The organism is Enterococcus sp. AZ120, assembly GCF_050546165.1.
Classification (GTDB): domain Bacteria; phylum Bacillota; class Bacilli; order Lactobacillales; family Enterococcaceae; genus Enterococcus; species Enterococcus faecalis.
In genome coordinates, this window is the sequence record NZ_CP172950.1 from 389,464 (window position 1) to 408,895 (window position 19,432).

22 protein-coding genes are annotated in these 19,432 nt (G+C 37.8%); 15 read left to right on the top strand and 7 right to left on the bottom strand.

What is annotated here, in order from left to right:
* Positions 1-5: 5 nt before the first annotated feature.
* Positions 6-833, bottom strand: coding sequence for a LysR family transcriptional regulator (locus IGJ46_RS01960; protein WP_002371452.1), 828 nt, complete (start codon positions 831-833; stop codon positions 6-8).
* A gap of 141 nt (positions 834-974) precedes the next feature.
* Here IGJ46_RS01960 and IGJ46_RS01965 point away from each other — a divergent pair, with 141 nt between their 5' ends.
* Together IGJ46_RS01965 and IGJ46_RS01970 are read left to right on the top strand one after the other, a co-directional pair.
* Positions 975-1,943, top strand: coding sequence for a TDT family transporter (locus IGJ46_RS01965; protein ID WP_002355462.1), 969 nt, complete (start codon positions 975-977; stop codon positions 1,941-1,943).
* 22 nt (positions 1,944-1,965) lie between these two features.
* Positions 1,966-2,925, top strand: coding sequence for a GDP-mannose 4,6-dehydratase (locus tag IGJ46_RS01970; RefSeq protein WP_218391409.1), 960 nt, complete (start codon positions 1,966-1,968; stop codon positions 2,923-2,925).
* A gap of 13 nt (positions 2,926-2,938) precedes the next feature.
* Here IGJ46_RS01970 and IGJ46_RS01975 read toward each other — a convergent pair whose 3' ends face one another.
* Complete coding sequence (locus tag IGJ46_RS01975; RefSeq protein WP_002355464.1) at positions 2,939-3,286, bottom strand: winged helix-turn-helix transcriptional regulator; 348 nt, start codon at positions 3,284-3,286, stop codon at positions 2,939-2,941.
* Between the two features lie 111 nt (positions 3,287-3,397).
* On the opposite strand from IGJ46_RS01975, the gene IGJ46_RS01980 reads away from it, so the two are divergent.
* Entirely contained in the window at positions 3,398-4,015 is a 618-nt protein-coding gene (locus IGJ46_RS01980; RefSeq protein ID WP_002355466.1) for a nitroreductase family protein, read from the top strand.
* 186 nt (positions 4,016-4,201) lie between these two features.
* Positions 4,202-5,215 carry a lipoate--protein ligase gene (locus IGJ46_RS01985; protein ID WP_002375893.1) on the top strand — a complete coding sequence of 338 codons (1,014 nt, stop codon included), beginning with the start codon at positions 4,202-4,204 and terminating at the stop codon, positions 5,213-5,215.
* Positions 5,216-5,285: 70 nt separating this feature from the next.
* Here IGJ46_RS01985 and IGJ46_RS01990 read toward each other — a convergent pair whose 3' ends face one another.
* Together IGJ46_RS01990 and IGJ46_RS01995 are read right to left on the bottom strand one after the other, a co-directional pair.
* Positions 5,286-6,140 (bottom strand): M48 family metallopeptidase, encoded by an 855-nt coding sequence (locus IGJ46_RS01990; protein WP_002382951.1) that lies wholly within the window; start codon positions 6,138-6,140, stop codon positions 5,286-5,288.
* A 182-nt stretch (positions 6,141-6,322) separates the two neighbouring features.
* Positions 6,323-6,658: a hypothetical protein gene (locus IGJ46_RS01995; protein ID WP_002358645.1), complete on the bottom strand. Its 336-nt coding sequence runs from the start codon at positions 6,656-6,658 to the stop codon at positions 6,323-6,325.
* A 114-nt stretch (positions 6,659-6,772) separates the two neighbouring features.
* Between IGJ46_RS01995 and IGJ46_RS02000 the strand changes: the two genes are divergently transcribed.
* The 8 genes from IGJ46_RS02000 to IGJ46_RS02035 all read left to right on the top strand — a co-directional run bounded on the left by IGJ46_RS02000 (position 6,773) and on the right by IGJ46_RS02035 (position 14,199).
* A complete protein-coding gene (locus IGJ46_RS02000) occupies positions 6,773-7,057 on the top strand; it encodes a hypothetical protein (RefSeq protein WP_002366136.1) in 285 nt (94 codons plus the stop codon).
* 4 nt (positions 7,058-7,061) lie between these two features.
* Positions 7,062-7,997: a LacI family DNA-binding transcriptional regulator gene (locus IGJ46_RS02005; protein WP_033785785.1), complete on the top strand. Its 936-nt coding sequence runs from the start codon at positions 7,062-7,064 to the stop codon at positions 7,995-7,997.
* A gap of 170 nt (positions 7,998-8,167) precedes the next feature.
* Complete coding sequence (locus IGJ46_RS02010) at positions 8,168-8,764, top strand: nitroreductase family protein (protein ID WP_002392657.1); 597 nt, start codon at positions 8,168-8,170, stop codon at positions 8,762-8,764.
* A 42-nt stretch (positions 8,765-8,806) separates the two neighbouring features.
* A complete protein-coding gene (locus IGJ46_RS02015; protein WP_002355476.1) occupies positions 8,807-9,652 on the top strand; it encodes a VOC family protein in 846 nt (281 codons plus the stop codon).
* A gap of 119 nt (positions 9,653-9,771) precedes the next feature.
* Positions 9,772-10,533, top strand: coding sequence for a DeoR/GlpR family DNA-binding transcription regulator (locus IGJ46_RS02020; protein WP_033785787.1), 762 nt, complete (start codon positions 9,772-9,774; stop codon positions 10,531-10,533).
* 12 nt (positions 10,534-10,545) lie between these two features.
* Positions 10,546-11,946: an aminopeptidase P family protein gene (locus IGJ46_RS02025; RefSeq protein WP_033785790.1), complete on the top strand. Its 1,401-nt coding sequence runs from the start codon at positions 10,546-10,548 to the stop codon at positions 11,944-11,946.
* Positions 11,947-12,033: 87 nt separating this feature from the next.
* Entirely contained in the window at positions 12,034-12,684 is a 651-nt protein-coding gene (locus IGJ46_RS02030; RefSeq protein ID WP_002378001.1) for a uracil-DNA glycosylase, read from the top strand.
* A 174-nt stretch (positions 12,685-12,858) separates the two neighbouring features.
* Positions 12,859-14,199 (top strand): MATE family efflux transporter, encoded by a 1,341-nt coding sequence (locus tag IGJ46_RS02035; RefSeq protein WP_010822530.1) that lies wholly within the window; start codon positions 12,859-12,861, stop codon positions 14,197-14,199.
* 24 nt (positions 14,200-14,223) lie between these two features.
* On the opposite strand, the gene IGJ46_RS02040 is transcribed toward IGJ46_RS02035, so the two are convergent.
* Positions 14,224-16,050: a M3 family oligoendopeptidase gene (locus IGJ46_RS02040; RefSeq protein ID WP_218391410.1), complete on the bottom strand. Its 1,827-nt coding sequence runs from the start codon at positions 16,048-16,050 to the stop codon at positions 14,224-14,226.
* Between the two features lie 127 nt (positions 16,051-16,177).
* Here IGJ46_RS02040 and IGJ46_RS02045 point away from each other — a divergent pair, with 127 nt between their 5' ends.
* The 3 genes from IGJ46_RS02045 to IGJ46_RS02055 all read left to right on the top strand — a co-directional run bounded on the left by IGJ46_RS02045 (position 16,178) and on the right by IGJ46_RS02055 (position 18,069).
* Positions 16,178-16,687, top strand: coding sequence for a VanZ family protein (locus IGJ46_RS02045; RefSeq protein WP_002366143.1), 510 nt, complete (start codon positions 16,178-16,180; stop codon positions 16,685-16,687).
* A 130-nt stretch (positions 16,688-16,817) separates the two neighbouring features.
* The gene (locus IGJ46_RS02050) at positions 16,818-17,546 is read left to right on the top strand and encodes a YebC/PmpR family DNA-binding transcriptional regulator (protein WP_002361233.1); all 729 of its coding nucleotides are present in this window, start codon (positions 16,818-16,820) and stop codon (positions 17,544-17,546) included.
* Positions 17,547-17,598: 52 nt separating this feature from the next.
* Entirely contained in the window at positions 17,599-18,069 is a 471-nt protein-coding gene (locus IGJ46_RS02055) for a C-GCAxxG-C-C family protein (protein WP_002384891.1), read from the top strand.
* A 75-nt stretch (positions 18,070-18,144) separates the two neighbouring features.
* Here IGJ46_RS02055 and IGJ46_RS02060 read toward each other — a convergent pair whose 3' ends face one another.
* Both IGJ46_RS02060 and IGJ46_RS02065 read right to left on the bottom strand, forming a co-directional pair.
* Complete coding sequence (locus IGJ46_RS02060) at positions 18,145-18,318, bottom strand: hypothetical protein (protein WP_002355495.1); 174 nt, start codon at positions 18,316-18,318, stop codon at positions 18,145-18,147.
* Between the two features lie 112 nt (positions 18,319-18,430).
* Entirely contained in the window at positions 18,431-19,405 is a 975-nt protein-coding gene (locus tag IGJ46_RS02065) for a ring-cleaving dioxygenase (protein ID WP_002361234.1), read from the bottom strand.
* Positions 19,406-19,432: the final 27 nt, after the last annotated feature.

Consider the following 19,432-nt stretch of genomic DNA (forward strand, 5'->3'; position numbering starts at 1 on the left):
GTTTTTTAGGTTTGTCGTTCACGAATTTTTTCAACGATTCGGTTATAAACTTCAGAGAAGGAAGTATTGGCATGGTGATCGGTCTGGACAATGAAAATTTTTCGAGAAGCAAAGGACTGATCAATTGGTTGCCAAGGGATCTCATCGGAAATAGATAATCGAGAAACAATTGATTGCCCAATGTTATTTTTTAGCAATTGTAACAGGACTTCGTTGTTGTTTAATTCGATAATTGGTAAGTTGATGCTGTGTTCGTTGAGATAAAGCTCATTGAAAAAACGTAAGCCAGAGTTCTTTTCTCTTAAGAGCCAAAATTTTGAAGCGGCATCTCCTGCTAGAACTAGTTGGTCTTCATAAACAATTTCTTTGTGTAGATTTTTGGTTTCAATGGGTTTTTCAATTAGTCCAATGTGGGCATGATTATTTTGAACCATATCCACGACTTCGTTTGAATTCATCAATTGAATCGAAAAGTTGATGAGTGGAAAAGCGGTAACCAAACTCTCCATAATATCTGGCAATAAATAAATAGCAACTGTATTTGAAGAGGCTATAATGCAGTCCTCTTTAAAATTCTCTTTTTCTGCAGCTTGCGCAAAAGAAGTAGTTAAGCTTTCAATAATCGAGAGCATTTTTGGATATAAAAAATCAGCTTCTTTGGTAGGAATAACCGATTGTTTTCCATTACGATAGAACAGCTTGATCGAAAAGTGTTGCTCTAATTTCTTGATTTGCAAAGAAACAGTTGGCTGAGAAATATACAATTGTTTGGCCGCCGTACTAAAATTTTTGGTTTCATACACAGCAATAAATGTTTTGATCCATTCGAACATAAAATCGCCTCTTTCTATTTACTATCTTAATAGTTGGTATTGCAAATATTTATTTTACAAATATAAATATTTCATTTAGTATAATAACATACTTTTGATTAATATCAATAATAATAAATAAAGACGGAGTGTGACTACATAATGGTAGAAAGTGCGAAAAAATTCTTGCGGAAAGTCCCGATTCCCATTTGCGGACTAATTTTAGGGATGGTTTCTTTGGGGAATTTACTTTATTCCTTGGGATATGCAACAATTGGGACCATTTATTGTGTACTTGGCAGTCTCTTAATGATTTTAGTTATTTTAAAAATTATTTTTACAATGAAACATGCATTAAGCACCTTAGATGATCCAATTATTGCTTCGGTATCACCAACATTTACAATGGCTTTAATGGTTATCTGTGTTTTCTTAGATCGGATATTTACCAATGCTGCTTGGATTAACGTGTTGTGGATTGGCGCAGTGATTTTACATTTTATTTTAATGATTTATTTTGTAGCGGTGCATATTTTTCCAACAAAAATCGAACTGGAACATATTTATCCAAGCTGGTTTATTACGTTTGTCGGCATTGGCGTTATTCCTAATACTTCTCAATTGTTTATCAATGAGTTGGGAAAAATTGTTTTTTGGGTAGCGTTGTTCTTTTATTTACTCTTGTTACCAATTTTAATCAAGAGAATTACGAAGTCGAAAGAAATGCCTGAATCGACCATTCCTTTATTGACGATTATGACAGCGCCAGGTTCGTTATGTTTAGCTGGCTATATTTCAATGGGTGGTCATTTGTATATGCCATTAGTTGTTTTCTTGCTAATTTTATCTCAATGTATTTATGGGATTGTAGTAGTGAATCTATATAAAATTATGCAAGTGACATTCTATCCAAGTTATGCTGCCTTTACATTCCCATTAGTAATTTCTGCGACAGCATTAGTCAAAGTTAAACCTTTATTTGCAGAAAAGGTAGGCCTAACGAGTCTGTTAAATATTTTGTCTACTTTTGAACTTTTATTAGCTGTGGCTATTGTAAGTTATGTGTTCATTCGATATTGCATTTTTTTATTCCAAAGAGAAAATAACACGAAAAAAGTGGAATTAAATTAAAAAAAAGAGAGGAAGCAAAGAGGTGAAGAAACTATTAATTACTGGAGGAGCTGGCTTTATTGGTTCTAATTTGGCTAATTTTTATAGTCAACAGTATCAAGTTTTTGTGATTGATGATTTGTCCATGGGGCGAGTGTCAAATTTGCAACAAACTGAGCAGTTGGTTTTTATTAAAGGAAGTGTGACGGATCAGCAATTATTGGACGAAGTACTTTCAAAGCATTCGTTTGAGTATATCTTTCATCTTGCGGCCGTGGCAAGCGTGGCAAGTTCTGTGGCACAGCCTCTAGAGACCCACGAGGTCAATTTTTTAAGTGTATTGAAAATATTGGAATCAATAAAAAAATATCAAAAAGAGCTCAAACGTTTTGTTTTTGCTTCGTCGGCAGCCGTTTACGGTGCAGAGCCAACGTTGCCTAAAAGAGAAACTTCGGTGATTTGCCCTTTGAGTCCCTATGCTATTGATAAGTTTGCTGCTGAACGTTATGTTCTCAATGAATACCATTTACATGGGGTACCTACAAGCGCAGTTCGCTTCTTTAACGTCTATGGTCCCAATCAAAATCCTGCTTCACCCTATTCTGGTGTCCTGTCCATTTTGATGGATTGTTATATCCAATTAGAGCAAGGGCAAGCAAGCCAATTTCAAATATTTGGAGATGGTCAGCAAACACGTGACTTTATCTACATTGATGATGTCCTAACTGCATTAGATTTAGTAGCAACCAAAAGTGAAGCGTTGGGACATGTTTATAATGTGGGTACCGAAGTTGCCATTTCCCTTAATCAATTAATTGAAGAAATGAACCAATTAGTGGGACTTTCTTTGCCAGTTTCTTATCAAAAGGAACGAGATGGCGATATAAAATATTCTCTTTCAGATAGTTCTGCTTTGAAAGGCTTAGGTTTTTCGCCCGTTTATTCAATTCAAGAAGGACTTCAAAAATATCTTAAGTTTACCCATAATACCCAAAATAGATAAAAAAAGACGAGACTTATTTGTTAAGTCTCGCCTTTTTTTGTGCAAATGTTTCGCCCCAATGGCAAAGTGAAGAGAGGGCATCGTAAAGAGCATATCCTTCCGGAGTGAGCGTATATTCCACACGCGGGGGTAGTTCGTTAAAGGATTCTCGATGGACTAGGCCATCTTTTTCCATTTCTCTCAAGCGATCTGTCAGGACGCGCTGAGTGATTCCGTCGAGCGCACGCATCAATTCACCGTTGCGCTTGGTTCCTTGGAATAATTCATCCATTAATGATAATTTCCATTTGCCGTTAATGGTGGAAAGGGCTAAGTTGATACTGGTTTGTTTATCAGTTGTCATAGTTTCTCCTTGTGACACGTAATGGTTACTTTTTTCTTCCTAGGTGAATAAAAAGTGCGTACTTTTTTTCTCCATCATAGTGAGTAATAATAACTATGTCAAGTAAGGCAAGAGGAAGGAAGAAGAAATATGATGTATCAAGATGTTGTTCGCAGCCGCCGCTCAGTTCGGGATTTTATGCCAGATGTTGAGATTCCTAAAGAGGAATTAATGGCCATAATTGAGGAAGCGATGTTCGCGCCAAATAGTACCAATTTAAATTCATGGCGTTTTTTAATTGTCACAGAAAAAGAACAAAAAGAGGCCCTTTACGAAGTTTCGATGCAACAACCAGCAGTTAAAGGGGCAGCGGCGGTGATTATTTTATTAGGTGATTTGACTGCTTATACAGTGGCAAATGCAGATGAAATCAGTGCTAAAGCTGTCGCACAAGGAACGATGACGGAAGAAATTCGTCAAGGAATTAATGAAAATGTTTCTTGGTACTATGATGTTAGCGAAGAACAAAAAAGAGAGTGGCTAATGTTAGACCAAGGCTTAGTTGCAATGCAGCTGATGCTTTCTGCAAAAGATCGAGGCTATGATACTGTGGCGATGTCTGGTTTTGAAACAGAAGCGGTTCGCAAGTTATTTAATATTGAGGATCATTTAGTGAACGGACTGATTATTCCGATTGGCAAAGCTCAAACACCCGGCTTTGAAACAGTCCGACGAGATGTTTCAGAAGTAGTAACTTGGTTAGATTAAAAAGCTAAACAGTTCTGCAATTGCTGTTTATTAGATTTTGAGCGTGGAACAAACATCCAAAGTGATTGTTGTCCCACGTTCTTTTTTTGTTGATCATCCGCTTTTGAGAATGGCCAGAGAAGACGTTTAGTGAACCAATTTTGAAAGAAAGTGATACACTAGAAGAAAAAGAAGTGGGGCGACCTTATGCGTTATGTCATAATGCAGTCACGAGATATTCGTGAAAATTTAGCAACGGAAGATTATCTATTAAACACTCTCTCTTTTGAAGAGCCCTTAGTATTGTTCTATATTCAGGAACCCTGTGTTATTTTAGGCCGAAATCAAAATGCTTATGAAGAAATTGACTTAGCTTATGCTAGAGAGAAGGGAATCGTTATTACTCGCCGTTTATCGGGCGGTGGTGCTGTTTATGATGATCTCGGGAATGTCAGCTTTAGTTTTGTTGTTCAGGAAGGACACCAAGCTTTTGGGGATTTTAAAGCGTTCACTAAACCAATTATTGAAGCATTACATAAAATGGGCGCAACGGGGGCCGAGATTAGCGGTCGCAATGATTTATTAATTGATGGGAAAAAATTTTCTGGCAATGCCATGTATACAAAAAAGGGGAAGATGTATACTCATGGTACCTTGATGTATGATGTTGATTTGGCAGAAGTTCAACGTGTTTTAACTGTTTCTAAGAAAAAAATTGAATCAAAAGGGACAAAATCTGTTCGGGGACGCGTAACCAATTTACGGCCGTACTTAGACGAAAAATATCAAAAATTAACCATTGAGGAATTTCGCAATCGTTTACTGATGGAGCTCTTTGATGTCGAATCTCTAACTGAAATTGCGGAGAAAGAATATGTCCTAACCAAAGCAGATCAGCAGGAAATTAGGAAATTGGTCGCTGAAGTGTATGGCAATGAAGCTTGGATTTTTGGTGAAGCGCCTAAATTTACGATCAAAAAAGAAGAAAAGTTTAAAGGCGGCATTGTGGATGCACGTTTGACTGTTGAAAAAGGTAAAATAATTGAGTTAACGATTTATGGTGATTACTTTGCCAAAAAAGAAACAGCGGAAATCGTTGCGGCTTTATTAGGTGTGGACTATCAGTATTCATCAATTTGGCAAGCATTAGCAGCGTTTAACTTTGAAGACTACTTTGTAAATATCACCAAAGAAGAATTTGTTCATTTATTGGTGGATTAATAAACGTGCTGGGACAAAAGTTAAAGAATCTTTTGTCCCAGCACGTTTATTTAATGATGGTTGGCTCTCGCTAGAAAAATTTTCCATGAACATCCCAATTGCCAGTATCTTTGGCTTTTTTCAATGTTTGCATTCGACGGAAGCCAACAGGATGATCGGATAAGAAGTTACTCAATTTAAGCCAGATGGTATCATCATGTAAATCAATACTGTGAAAGTATTCTTCTAAATCCACACGACTGCCCATGTATTTTCCTGAAAATAAATAAATCATGCTTAAAGCACCTTCTTCTGCGTAGTATAAACCTGCGCGATCAGCGGTATATTCTTGCGTTCTTGTAAAACTTTTATCTAACGCAACTGGTTTCAAAATAATGGATAACATTAGTCGCCATAAATTAGTGTGCCCACATTTATGGTGTCCTAGCTCGTGTGCCAAAATAAAGCGAATCAGCGAAAAATCGCCTGTATTGTACGCGATGTCCAACAAATCACTGTGAATGACAACATAGCGTCTGTGTAAAGAGCATTTTGCCGCAAAAGCGTTTAAGACACCATTCCCGTTGATTAAATAAAGACGTGGCATCCTTAATTTTTTAGTGCCAAAGCCCATTTCTTTTGCCAAATCAATATACAAGGAATAAATTTCTGGTAACTGATTTTCTGTAATTTCCACTCCGTTAGAAGCAGTATCCATGTACATATAACGAATGGTAAAAAAAGCAATGACTGGCGCAATTGGTGCAATTAAGACAATTAATAACCAGTCAGGAATCGGCAAATCACTCAATATCAATAAGGCAACTAACCCCAATGCGAAAAACAATAAAACAAAACCAATGATAATCATTGGCACTTCAAAACGATAACGTAACTTAGCAACAGAAATTTCTTTCTTTTTTTCCTGCGGTTGACACATAAACATTCCTCCCCAAACATTTCCCAAACACTTTTTCAAATAAAATGACTTATCTGTTACTTCTAATATACCATTGGTTAATCGATAATGACAATGGTGGGAACTTGAATAAAGGTAATTATATCAAGTGATTAATGAAAGGGACTCGTTGTACGCAGGGAATTGGTCTATCTTGATTAAATAAAATTTTAATAATCTAACTGTTTTAGACGTAATAAAGTAGTTTCTGGAGTTAATTTTTTAATAACATACAAACGCAAAATCGCATGTTCAATTTTTTGTTCTTCTGGTGATAGCGCCGAATTTATATAGGATAACTTCTCGATTAAATAGGTTAAAAATGAGCCAGCACCTTGGCTGCCCACTAAGAAGCCCATTTCTTCCGTTTCGGTTAATTGTTGTTTTTTTAAGTGGTAAATTTCTTGTGCAAGTGCCCCCGAGATAATGATTTCATCTGTTTGCTTGTTCAAATTTGTTAGTAAGTCGCTTTTTGTTGCTACTGTAACAGTTTCCATTGCACTCATCCTTTGCTTTTATATGATACATCTAGTATAACATGGTCTCACTTTTTTTATTTTTCCTCTTGCTCTGGTACGCGTTTCATAAGGTAAGCTATGTGTATCAAAATATTGGAGGGCATGAAAATGAATGTTATAGTGGAGATAAGCGATAGACTTGGTATGGATTACTATTTTGTCTCGGTGACTACGACGGCCAAAAGTCTGCAGTTAAATAGTCCCAAAAAATACTATAAGATTTGGCATCAAGAAATTCCGTACCATCAGATAACGGAGTGGCACTTGACACAGCAGGAGGATATTCAGGAAATTTCTTTTGCTTGGCAGGAGACCTTTTATCGTTTTGTTGATTACGGAACAGGAATTGTGCCTTATTTAACTCAATTTTGTAAAGTAATGAGGTGAAAGTATGACAACAATTCGAGAAATTGCGCGCCTTTCAGGATCTTCAGTTACGACTGTTTCGCGTGTGATTAATCATCATCCGTATGTTTCTGAAGAAAAACGACTGAAAATCCAAGCAATTATCGATGAGTTGGGCTATAAGCCCAATATATTAGCGAGAAATCTTAGCTTTGGGAAAAGTAATACATTAGGTGTCATGGTTCCTTACACGAATCAACCTTATTTTGATGCTATTTTAAGTGGGATTATCCACCAAGCATTTCAGCAAGGGATGATGGTCAGTTTATTACCAACGGATTATGATAAAGAAGTTGAAAAAAGTTACTTGGAAAAAATGGCGACGGGTGCGTTTGATGGCATGATTGTTTTGTCAAAGGCAAATCCTTTAAGTGTGTTTGCTCCGTATAAAGAGCAAGTTGTTTTTTGTGAAAAAATAGAAGACCCTAGTTATGCTAGTATCTATATCGATCGTTTAACCGTTTATCGGCGGGTTTTCCAAGCGTTGAAACAACAAGGATGTAGTGAAGTGGCAATTACGATTAACCGTGCACCAGAAAAAAGTACAAGCGCACGCTATTTAGTTGACGCATATCAGGAAATTTATGGAGTGATTCCTGAAAATCGGTTATTTAAGGACTGTTTAACCTATGAAGATGGGTGTGAAGTAGGACGACACTGTGGGCAAGATCCAACGCTCCAAGCGGTTGTGACCAACGGTGATGAAATTGCCGCAGGGATTCAAGCCGTTATTGAAAGACCACTCTTTTTAGTGGGACAGGAAAAAACTTTATTAAGTGAAATTTTAAATTTTTCAACAATCTGTCATCCATTAATGGAATTAGGGGAAAAAGCCACACACTTATTTCAAGAAAAACGGCCGAAAACGATTCAATTGACTTCTACATTTATTAATCGACAACCAGATTTTTCTTTTTCTTAGAAAAAAGCTGGTTGTTTTTTCTTTGGTAGAATAAGGTTTTTCGCTAAAAAATAAAAAAACTTACAAAAAGTAAGACAAAAAGCTTTACTTACTTTTAGTAAGGTAGTATAGTAAGCATGTAAACAAAATTAAATGAATTTACTGAGGAAATTCGAAAGGATGAACATATTATGTCAAAATTTACTGAAATGATGAAAAACCGTCGTTCAATCTATGCTTTAGGAGAAAACTTACCAATTTCAAAAGAAGAAGTAACTGCTTTAGTAAAAGAAGTTGTTAGAGAAAGTCCAACAGCTTTTAACTCTCAAACACAACGTGTTGTGTTCTTATTCGGCGATGCTCACAAAAAATTATGGGCAATGACTGAAGATGCCTTAAAACCATTAACTCCAGCAGAAGCATTTTCAAACACACAAGCTAAATTACAAGGTTTTGCAGCTGGTGCGGGCACAATTTTATTCTTTGAAGATACAGATATCGTGAAAAACTTACAAGATAGCTTTCCATTATATGCGGATAACTTCCCTGTTTGGTCTGAACAAGCAACTGGTTTAACACAAGCGAACGTTTGGACTGCCTTAGCGCAAGAAAATATTGGCGCAAACTTACAACACTACAACCCAGTCATTGACGAAGCGGTTGCTGCAGAATGGTCAATTCCTGCAAACTGGAATTTACGTGCACAAATGGTTATTGGTTCCATTGAAGCGCCAGCTGGCGAAAAAGAATACATGGAAGATAGTGCTCGTTTTAAAGAATTCAACTAAATCATTGCTTTAGTAAAACAAAGAGGAAAGGAGTGAAAGCAAATGGTTCAAGCATTACCAAGTAATATTGGGATTCAACAAGTCACTTTGAAAGTGGCTGATTTAGATAAAATGGTAAACTTTTATACGAAAACAATTGGCTTAAAACTTTTAAAACAAGGAGAGGGACGTGCTTGGCTAGCGCCACAAGGCACCAACGATGCAATTCTTGTCTTAAAAGAACTAACAGCAGGGGAAGAAAATCAGGGTACCACTGGCTTGTACCATATTGCTTTCCTGCTACCAACCCGCAAAGATTTAGGCAATATGTTGCTGTGGCTTTTGCAGGAAAATGTGCAAATTGGCGCAGCAGATCATGGCTATAGTGAAGCCCTTTACTTAAGTGATCCAGAAAATAATGGCATCGAAATTTATTGGGATAAACCAGAAGAAGTCTGGGATATTCGTCCAAATGGTGAAATTATCGGTGTGACAGAAGAATTAGACGGTGATAGTTTAGCTGCAGAAGCTGACGGTCACTGGCTAGGAATTTCCGAAGGTTCTAAAATTGGACACATTCATTTGAAAGTGGCCGATTTAGATACCACTGAAACGTTCTATAAAAATTTAGGGTTTGGCTTAAAGTCTAACTTTGGTCAACAAGCGAAGTTTTTTGCAGCGGGTCAGTACCATCATCATATTGGGACAAATACATGGAGCGGCAAACAGCTGCCAACGATTCAAGAAAATCAATTTGGCTTAGAAAATTACACCTTCCGTTTACCAACTGCGGCAGATTTAGAGATCGTCCAAGCCAATGCGGAAGAAGCAAAGTTACATTTTATTGCCAAAGATCATTTACTTGCGTTAGAAGATCCTAGCGGCATGATTATTCAATTTACCTATTAAAACCACTCTCAAACTAGCCCTTCGTTAGAAAATGAAGGACTAGTTTTTTTGCATTGTTTTGCATTTATTTGCAAAATGATGCAAAAGGTGCTATCTTTACTTAGAAGAGGTGAGGAAGCATGTTGATTGAAGAACGTTTAGCCAAGATTCAAAAAATAGTGAATGAACAAAAAAGTATTTCCATGGAAGCGTTAGCGGAGCAAGTCTCCGTTTCAAAAGATACTATTCGGCGAGATTTAATTCGTTTAGAAAAGGAAGGACATTTAAAGAGAACGCATGGTGGCGCTATCTCAGTGCAGTCTGAAGCAACTATTTATGATTATGCTCAACGAATAATGAAGCATCCAGAGAAAAAACAAGCCATTGCCCAAAAAGTTTGGGCAAATATTCCCAAACAAGCGTCCATTTTTTTTGATTCATCAACCACGGTGGAAGCAGCTATTCGAGCGATGGAAAATAGTCCGATTCACGCGATCACGAACTCTCTCAGTCATGCGCTACTTCTAGCGCAAATGGATCAAACAAAAATTACAGTATTACCTGGGCAACTGCATAAACAACAACTCTTTTTGTTTGGGGCGGAAACAGTCGCTAAGGTTGGGGAATTTGCCCCCGACTATACATTATTAGGTGTGTTTGCGTTATCTGAACAAGGATTATTTATTCACACAGAAGAAGAAGGTCAAGTCAAACGGCGAATGATTCAACAAGGCAAACAAGTCATTGCCTTAGCAGACCAAACGAAATTAAACAAAACGGGTTTATTTAAAATTTGCGAATTAACAGAAATTGATTGTTTAGTGACAGATACACGACCTGATGAAAAATTCTGTGAACAGTTAGCGCAAGCAGGCATAACGTTGATTGTCGCAGATGAATAATGGAGGATAATAATGAAGCGAAAAATTAATTATACACATATTGCTGAACCTACTGTTTTTGAGAATGTTTTTCCAACGTATTTGACGAATGAAACGATGATGGCGCGCAAGCAGAAAGTATTACAACGAATGGAAACAGAAAAATTCGATCAATTAGTTTTCTATGCAGACAAAGAGCATGGCAGTAATTTTGAATACTTAACTGGCTTTATTCCGAGGTTTGAAGAAGGACTCCTTGTGTTAAATAAGGATGGTATGGCGACACTTATTTTAGGTAATGAAAATTTAAAACTGTGCCAACATGCCCGCATCTCAGCCGATTTAATTCATTATCCAGCTTTTTCGCTACCGAATCAACCAATGGCTGGAGAACAAAAGTTGTCGCAGATTTTTGAAACGCTTCTCGATGAAACTGCTCAAAAAATAGGTATCGTTGGTTGGAAAATGTTTACAACACAACAGCAAGAACCTGCTACTATGTTTGATGTGCCATATTTTATTGTCGAAGCACTGAAAAAAGCGCTGCCGAAAGAAGCTCGTTTACTAAATGGGACCCACTTATTGATTGGAGCAAAGGGGGCCCGCACAACAAATAATGCTAACGAATTGGCGCACTATGAATATGGGGCGAATTTGGCTTCTCGCAGTATGTTAAAGGCCTTAAATGCAATTGAAATAGGACAGCGTGAAACGGACATTGGGGCTTTGTTAAATGATGAAGGTCAAACGCCGACGGTAGTAACCATTGCGGCAACTGGTCAACGTTTTGAATATGCAAACATGTATCCGACTGCCAAAGAAATTCAGTTAGGTGATGCCTTATCATTAACTACAGGCTACAAAGGCGGCTTGTCTAGCCGAACAGGTTTTGTTATTGAAAACGAGCAGCAATTGCCAGAAGCGCAACGTGATTATTTAGAGCGCGTAGCAAAACCCTATTTTCAAGCTGTCGTTCACTGGCTTGAAACCATTCGAATCGGACTGTTAGGGCGAGAAATGTACCAAGCGATTGAAGAACAGTTACCAAAAGAAATCTATCACTGGCATTTGAATCCTGGGCATTTAGTTTCGGATGATGAATGGATGTCGTCGCCTATTTATCCAGATTCAGCCATTCGCTTGGAAAGTGGCATGCTCTTTCAAGTGGATATTATTCCTTCTGTACCTGGTTATACAGGGGTGAGTGCAGAAGAATGTGTGGCTTTGGCTGATGAAACATTGCAAAAAGAGATTCAGCAAACTTATCCAGACATGTGGCAACGGATTACGACACGCAAAGCCTATTTAAAGGAGACATTAAAGATTGATTTACCATCGGAGGTTTTACCAATGTCTAATTTAGTTGGTTACTTACGGCCTTTTTATTTAGCTAAAGACAAAGCTTTGTGTGTAGAAAAACCAGCTCCTAAATGAGTAGGTCCCTTTTTTTGAGTTTCTTTTGGGTCCTATTTATAATCAATATAGCGAAGGAAGAACACCAGAAGAGAGGCGTGATGGTAAATGCACTATCCTGAACATCTGAAAAAAGCAGTTTTAGCTAAAGCGAAAGACTTACCATTAGAAGGTTTTGTGGAAGGGCAAGGTTCGCAACAGCCAAAAGTGATGCTGATTGGGGAAGCCCCTGGAAAAGAAGAAATTAAAGAAAACGTACCATTTATAGGGCGTTCAGGTCAATTGTTGATGGAACAATTACAACAAGTTGGCTTAAGTCGTGAAACGGTGTATATCACCAGTGCGGTTAGGAGTCGACCTTTTTCTGTAAAAACAAAGCAGATTGCAAAAACGGGAGAAAGAGTAACCAAATTTCCTAATCGAACGCCAACCAAAGAAGAAATCAAAATTTTTGCGCCTTTGCTTGATTGGGAAATCGCTGTTTGCCAACCTGAACTAATTTTGACACTGGGGAATATTGGGTTGCAACGACTTTTAGGACCAAAGCCAACAATCACTGCAGTGCACGGAACGGTCATTCAGTCGCCCATTCAAACATTTGATGAGCAATCACAAAATTATCATTGGACGCAGAAAACCTATCAAATCATTCCACTCTTCCATCCAGCGGCTGTCTTTTATAATTATCGTTTAAAAGAAGTCGTGAAAGAAGATTGGCAAGTGGTTCAAAAACAACTGCAACTGCTTAAGAAAGTTTAAAATGAGAAAAATAAAAGGATGGTTGTTTTTTCGAAGAGAGAATGCTACCCTAGAAGTATCAATAAATAGACAGATTATTTAATCGCTGGGTTGAATAGTTGAAGGATTCTGATTTTTGCGTAAGCCTTGAAGCAAAAAGAATGAGTCCTTTTTTTGTTAGAAGGAGATTTGGGTATGGAGCAAACACAGCAAAACCATTTTACTGCGTTGTTTTATAAAAATGTTCTGTTAGGAATTTTAAGTATGGCGGCGCAATCAATTTTTATTTTGGCGGACACATTTTTCATTGCAAATGGAATCGGCACCGAGGCGTTGGCGGGGCTTAACATTGTCTTACCACTCGTTAATATTATTAATGGATTAGGTTGGATGTTTGGCGTTGGCGGCGCTACGTTGTTTTCGACCACGGTTGCGCAAAAAGAAATCAAAAAAGCCAATCAGTATTTTAGTTTAACGATTGGGTTAGTTTTCGTTATAGGGAGTCTCTTTACTTTAGCGAGCTTGACTTTTTCCGATCAAATTATTCGGGGACTTCAGGGGACCGGTGTCTTGTTTGGTTTGGCAAAGGAATATTATATGATTTACCTTAGCTGTTCATTATTATTTATTTTAAACAATTGCCTGATTACTTTTTTAAGAAATGACCATAATCCTCGTTTGGCAACGATTGCTTTTGTCAGTGGGGGAATTGTCAACATTATTTTGGATTATGTCTTTATTTATCAATTTGGGTGGGGTATGGCAGGTGCGGCCATTGCAACGGTGATGTCACCGTTAACAAGCTTAATCCTGATTACGTTGCATAAGTGGTCGCCGCAACGAGTTTTACGTTTTGAAAAGTTTAAAGTGAAATTCCATGATGTTCGAGAAATTATGTCGATTGGTTTTTCTTCCTTTTTAAATGAATTTTCTTCGGCCTTTGTCATGTTTTTATTTAATATTGTTTTGTTAAACTTAGTTGGTCATGTGGCGATTTCAGCTTATGCGATTGTTGCCAACCTCAATATTATTGTGATTGCCATTTTTACAGGGATTGGGCAAGGGGCGCAACCATTACTCAGCCGATACTATGGTTTAGGGGAAACGAAGGTGTTGCGTAAATTTGTTAAACTTAGCTTTATTACGTACTTGGTCGCCGGCTTCCTGTTCTTTTTAATCAGTCAAGTGTTTACGGGACAAATTATTGAGGTCTTTAATAGCGAAGGGAACGACCAGTTGGCGCAAATTGCTAGGACAGCCATCCGCTTATATGCGATTTCCTTCTTGTTTACAGGATTGAATTTTATGGGGATTTATTACTTTTCGGCAGTTCGTAAACCGAAAATGGCGCTAATGATTTCCTCTTTGCGTGGGTTCTTTTTAATTGTGCCAGTTTTATTTATTTTGGTGAAATTACTAGGATTAACCGGTGTTTGGTTAGCCATGCCAGTAGTTGAATTTGTTACGTTTGGACTAATGCTTGTGGGCTACCTTGCGTATCGAAACTATTTGAAAAAAAGAGAAGCAGTAACCTGATGTTGGTTACTGCTTCTTTTTTGCTTAGTTTACATAGTTTTCAGTTAAAGTCATGAATTGTTCCACATCTTTTAGGACTTGATCAATGCCGGCTTGCCAGAAATCAGGTTTTGTTAAGTCAACATTTAAATGTTTTTTCGCTAATTCTTCGCTTGTCATCGAAGCAGTGTCTCTTAATAACGCAATGTATTGGTCTTCAAAAGAACTGCCTTGTTGATTGGCATACGCATAGATACCCATGCTGAATAGATAGCCAAAAGTATATGGGAAATTATAGAAAGGTACATCATCAATAAAGAAGTGCAATTTGCTCGCCCAGAAATGAGGATGATAACTGCCAAGACTATCTTTGTAGCTTTCTTTTTGCGCCGCTAACATTAATTCAGTAATATCTTCTTCCGCTACTAAACCTTTTTGGCGCGCTTGATAAAAATTATTTTCAAAGATAAAACGCGCATGAATGTTCATAAACATAGCAATGGCATTTTGCATTTTTGTGTCTAAAAGGTTAATCTTTTCAACATCTGATTTGGCCTCTTTTAAGGTGGCGTCAGCAACAATCAATTCTGCAAAGGTACTAGCTGTTTCTGCTACGTTCATGGCATACTCTCGATTCAATGAAGGTAAATCCCACATCACGCTACTATGGAAAGCGTGACCTAATTCATGGGCTAAAGTAGCTACTTCGTTGATTGAATTGCCAAAGGTCATGAAAATCCGCGACTCTTGTGTTTCAGGTAATTCTGTACAATAACCCCCAGGACGTTTGCCTGGACGATCTTCAGCTTCAATCCAACTTTTTTCAAAAGCCATTTGGGCAAAATCGGCCATTTTTGGACTGAATTTACGGAAATTTTCTAAAATAAAGGCAGCGGCTTGATCAAAGGAATACGTTTTTTCTTCTAAATCACCTAAAATAATTGGCGCATCTTGGTCTTGCCAATCCATTTTTTCTTTACCGAATAATTGCGCTTTGCGCGTTAGAAAGTCGACGAATGGTTGTTTATTTTTTTGGATGGTTTCCCACATAACCGTTAATGTTTCTTGACTCATTCGATTATAGTTTAAGGGATTTTCTAAATAATCTGTAGTGCCATGCAATTTGTAATCAGATAAACGGAACCCATCTAAGTGATTTAGGGTGTCTGCTAAAATTGAAGCTTTGCTACTCCAAGCTTTCTCCCAGGCTGTAAACAAACGTTGACGAACCTCTTTGTCAGGATCTCCCATCATGCGGTTAAAGGCTTGGCCTGCAGATAGTTCTGTCACAGAGCCATCTTTTTCTTCAAAAGGAATCACAATGGAAGCAACAATCGTATCGTAATGTGTACTCCAAGCATTTAACCCATCTAGAGAAAGCGTATTGATGATATTTTCTTCTTGTTCGGAAAGCAGTTTTTTTCCATCACGGCGTAATTCATTTAAGCGAAAAGCCATTGTTTTGAACGGTTCTTCGGCTAACAGGGCTTGCCAATGTTCTGCTGAAATCTCGGTGATTTTTTTAGTAAAAATGGTTTCAGCTAATTGAATCGCTGGCAATAGATTGTATAAATCGCCTGATAAAATTTTGGCCTTGGTATCATTAGTATTAGCAGAAATTAAAGCAGTTAAAAAACTATTACATTGTGAAAAGCCATTTGAGATTTTCCCTTGTAACGTTAAGATTTCAGCAAATTGTTCTTTGCCTTGGGCACTTTCTGGTGTCCATTTTGTGATTAATTGATGGTACTCTTTTGTTTGTTCGGTTAATTGAGTCATTCGTTGGCTAAGTTCTTTGGACTCGCTCCCATTGGGGAAAATACTGTCTAAATCCCATGTAATAGAATAGGTCATATCCAATCCTTCTTTCATTTTTTTCTTTTCAGTATATCATAAGACCTAAGAGAAGTTGTTTCTTTTTCCCTCGAAACCGACTATAATAAAAAAGAATTTTCCGTGGCAGGCACGGGGCAACTTGAAACCAAGAAAAGAGGATTATATGAAAAATTATTTGAAAGATAGTAATTTATATTTAGTCATTGCGTTTGTTATTATGGCCATTTTATTTTTCAGTTCATCACAGACGTATGAACAGCAATCACAAGTTGGTCTTTTAGATAAACTTCTGAGCAGTCATCCTTTTGAAGAACAATTAAAAAATATTTCTTTTCAATATGCTGGCAGTGAAGTGAGCATTCAAGCTAGTGGTTATAGTAAATTTGTTGAATTTTTTATTCGTAAGGGAGCCCATTTTGGTACGTATTTTCTATTAGGTGGTAGTTGGTTTATTGGATTAGTGCCAAGAATCAAAGGTCTGTTTTTAACAGCTGTTGTTTCCTGGCTAGCTGCTACTGGCTATGCAGGTTTAGATGAATTTCATCAAATGATCACAGGCGGAAGGACCCCTCTTTTTCAAGATGTTATGTTGGATGCCATGGGTGCTTTGACAGCCATCGTTATTTGTTTGGTGGTTCATGGTTTGAAGAAAAATAAAAAAAGAAGACGCTAATTTAGAAGAGCTTCGTTTATTCGTCAGAAAGATGGATAAGCGAGGGTCTTTTTTTGGTAGCGCTTGTTCCTAACTGAAAAGAAGAGTAGAATAAAGGAGAATAGTAACGAAAAGTCAGGAGGAATCAAGGATGTCAGGACACAGCAAATGGAGCAACATTCAAGGGCGTAAAAATGCGCAAGATGCCAAACGTGGGAAAATTTTCCAAAAAGTTTCAAGGGAAATCTATATGGCGGCAAAAGCAGGTGGCCCTGACCCCGCAATGAATCCTGCTTTACGTTTAGCAGTCGATAAAGCTAAGTCAGCCAATATGCCCAATGATAATATTGCGCGCGCCATAAAAAAAGCCAGTAGTGCTGGTGAAGGGGAACATTATGACGAGGTAACTTATGAAGGATACGGGCCAGGTGGCGTGGCAGTTTTAGTTCATGCACTAACAGATAACCGCAACCGAACGGCCACCAATGTTCGCGTCGCGTTTACTCGAAATGGTGGCTCTTTAGGTGAAACGGGTTCGGTGAATTATATGTTTGATCGTAAAGGCTATATTGTCATTAAGCGAGAAGATCATGCAATTGAGGAAGACGACATGCTAGAAGTCGTTTTGGAAGCAGGCGGCGAGGATTTAGAAACATCACCAGAAGTATTTGAAATTTACACAGCACCAGAAGATTTTACAGCGGTTCGCGATGCTTTAGAACAAGCAGGTTATTCATTAGCACAAGCTGAATTAACAATGGTTCCGCAAACCTTACTAACCTTGAACGATGAACAAAAAGCGCAATTAGAGCGCTTGGTTGACAAGTTAGAAGACGATGATGATGTGTCAGAAGTATTTACCTCTGCAGAAAATCTATAAAATAAAGGGATGCTTGGCGTCCTTTTATTCATAAAACGAAAGCGGATACAGAATGGAGGGAATTTTGAAAAAGAGAATTTGTTTACAAGCAATCAGGGAAGAAGCGGAAGCCTATTATCGTAACGGTGATTTTTATTGCTCGGAAGCGATTGTGGCGACCATTCGGCAACACTTCGATGCGGAGATTCCCATTGAAGCTGTGGCCATGGCTTCTGGGTTTCCTGTAGGTGTTGGAGGAGCGAAGTGTATTTGTGGTGCTCTTTCAGGCGGGGTTATGTGTCTGGGCTACTTTTTTGGTCGGACAGAAGCCAAAGGAGAACAAGTAAATAAAACGATGGCTTTAGCCAACGAATTGCATCAAAGTTTTCGACAAAAGCATCGAGTGGTTTGCTGCAGTATTTTGACAAGTAAAATGACGATGGGTTCACCTGAACATATGGAACAATGCATTGGCTTTACTGGAGAAATCGCTGAAACAACCGCAAAAATTATTGCACGAGAACTTGCTTACGAATTAGTCTAGTAAAAAATGAGAGAGGAGCAACCAGATTCATTCACCTGAATCTGGTTGCTCCTCTCTCATTTAATGCGTAATCAATTAACCAAGTACTTTTTCATAAGCTTCCACTTGAGATAAGACACGTTGGAGCTGTAATTCATTTTCAATATAGTTGATTGAATTACCTAAATCTTCTTGGCGGTTTGTTTCTAAACGATCGACTTCTTTTTTTGCTTCGTTCAATAAGTGTAGAACTTCTTCCTTAGATAACATGTACTCACCTCCTTGCGCAGTTCATCTACTATTAGTGTACTCCTTTTTTTCAAAAAAGGGCAATAATAGGATATTAAAAAACAAAAATAGCGGTTAGAACCGCTATTTTTGTTTACTCATGGCGTTGTTGTGCTAAAATCGCTTCGATTCGTTCTCTTTGATCTGCCAAAAAGTGAGGCAAATAAAGGGGGATTTCATCAAAGTTTGAGCTTTGATTTTCATAGGCTTCGGCATCTAGCAGGCCTTTTTGTGTGGCTACTTCAAATAACAAGTGGTTCGGTTCTCTAAAATACAATGATTTGAAAAATTCGCGGTCTTTAATTCCTGAGTTTGTAAAATTCTTTTCCTCTAACAGGCTATCAACTTGCGTTAATTCTTGCGTATCTTCCACCCCAAAGGCGACGTGATGAACGCCACCAATTCCTTCAATGGCAAGCGGATTGGTACGGTCATCAATGATATGCACCTCTTGATAAAACTGTGGATGATGATTTTCCAGAACGGTTACTTCATGCGCAGTTTCAAAAAAAGGTACTGTTTCTTTTTCATGCCAATGTAAATAATCCACTAAAGGTTGTTTGGTAGCTGCGGCATATTGGACGCGTAATTGAATTGCATCAATGCCTAAAATTGCATGTTCTACTGGAATTTCAGCATGCTCAGCTGGAAAATAATCTTCCGCATTTTCAAATTCACGTAACGGAACAAGCGCCATTTGTGTATTATCGGGCGCTTCAAAACGCAAAATTGGGTGTTGGTTAAATGTTTCCACACCATAGTGGCAGATACCCGCTTGCTCAAGACGTTCTGCCCAAAAATCCAAAGAGGCGCGCGTTGGTACTTTTAAAATAGTTCGTTCAATCGTATTTGTCCCAAAGGATTGATCTTGGCCATCATTCAATTCAAAAAAAGTTAATTCGGTACCTGTTCGTTGCTCATTATCTGAGAAAAACAAGTGATACATGGTGTGGTCATCTTGGTTGATCGTTTTCATTAGTAATTTTAATCCCAGTGTATTATGATAGAAGTCAAATGTAGGCTTTATCAATCGATTTAAAATAGAGATGTGATGAATTTGTGCATACATAGTAAAATTCCTTTCTTGGAGGTTTAT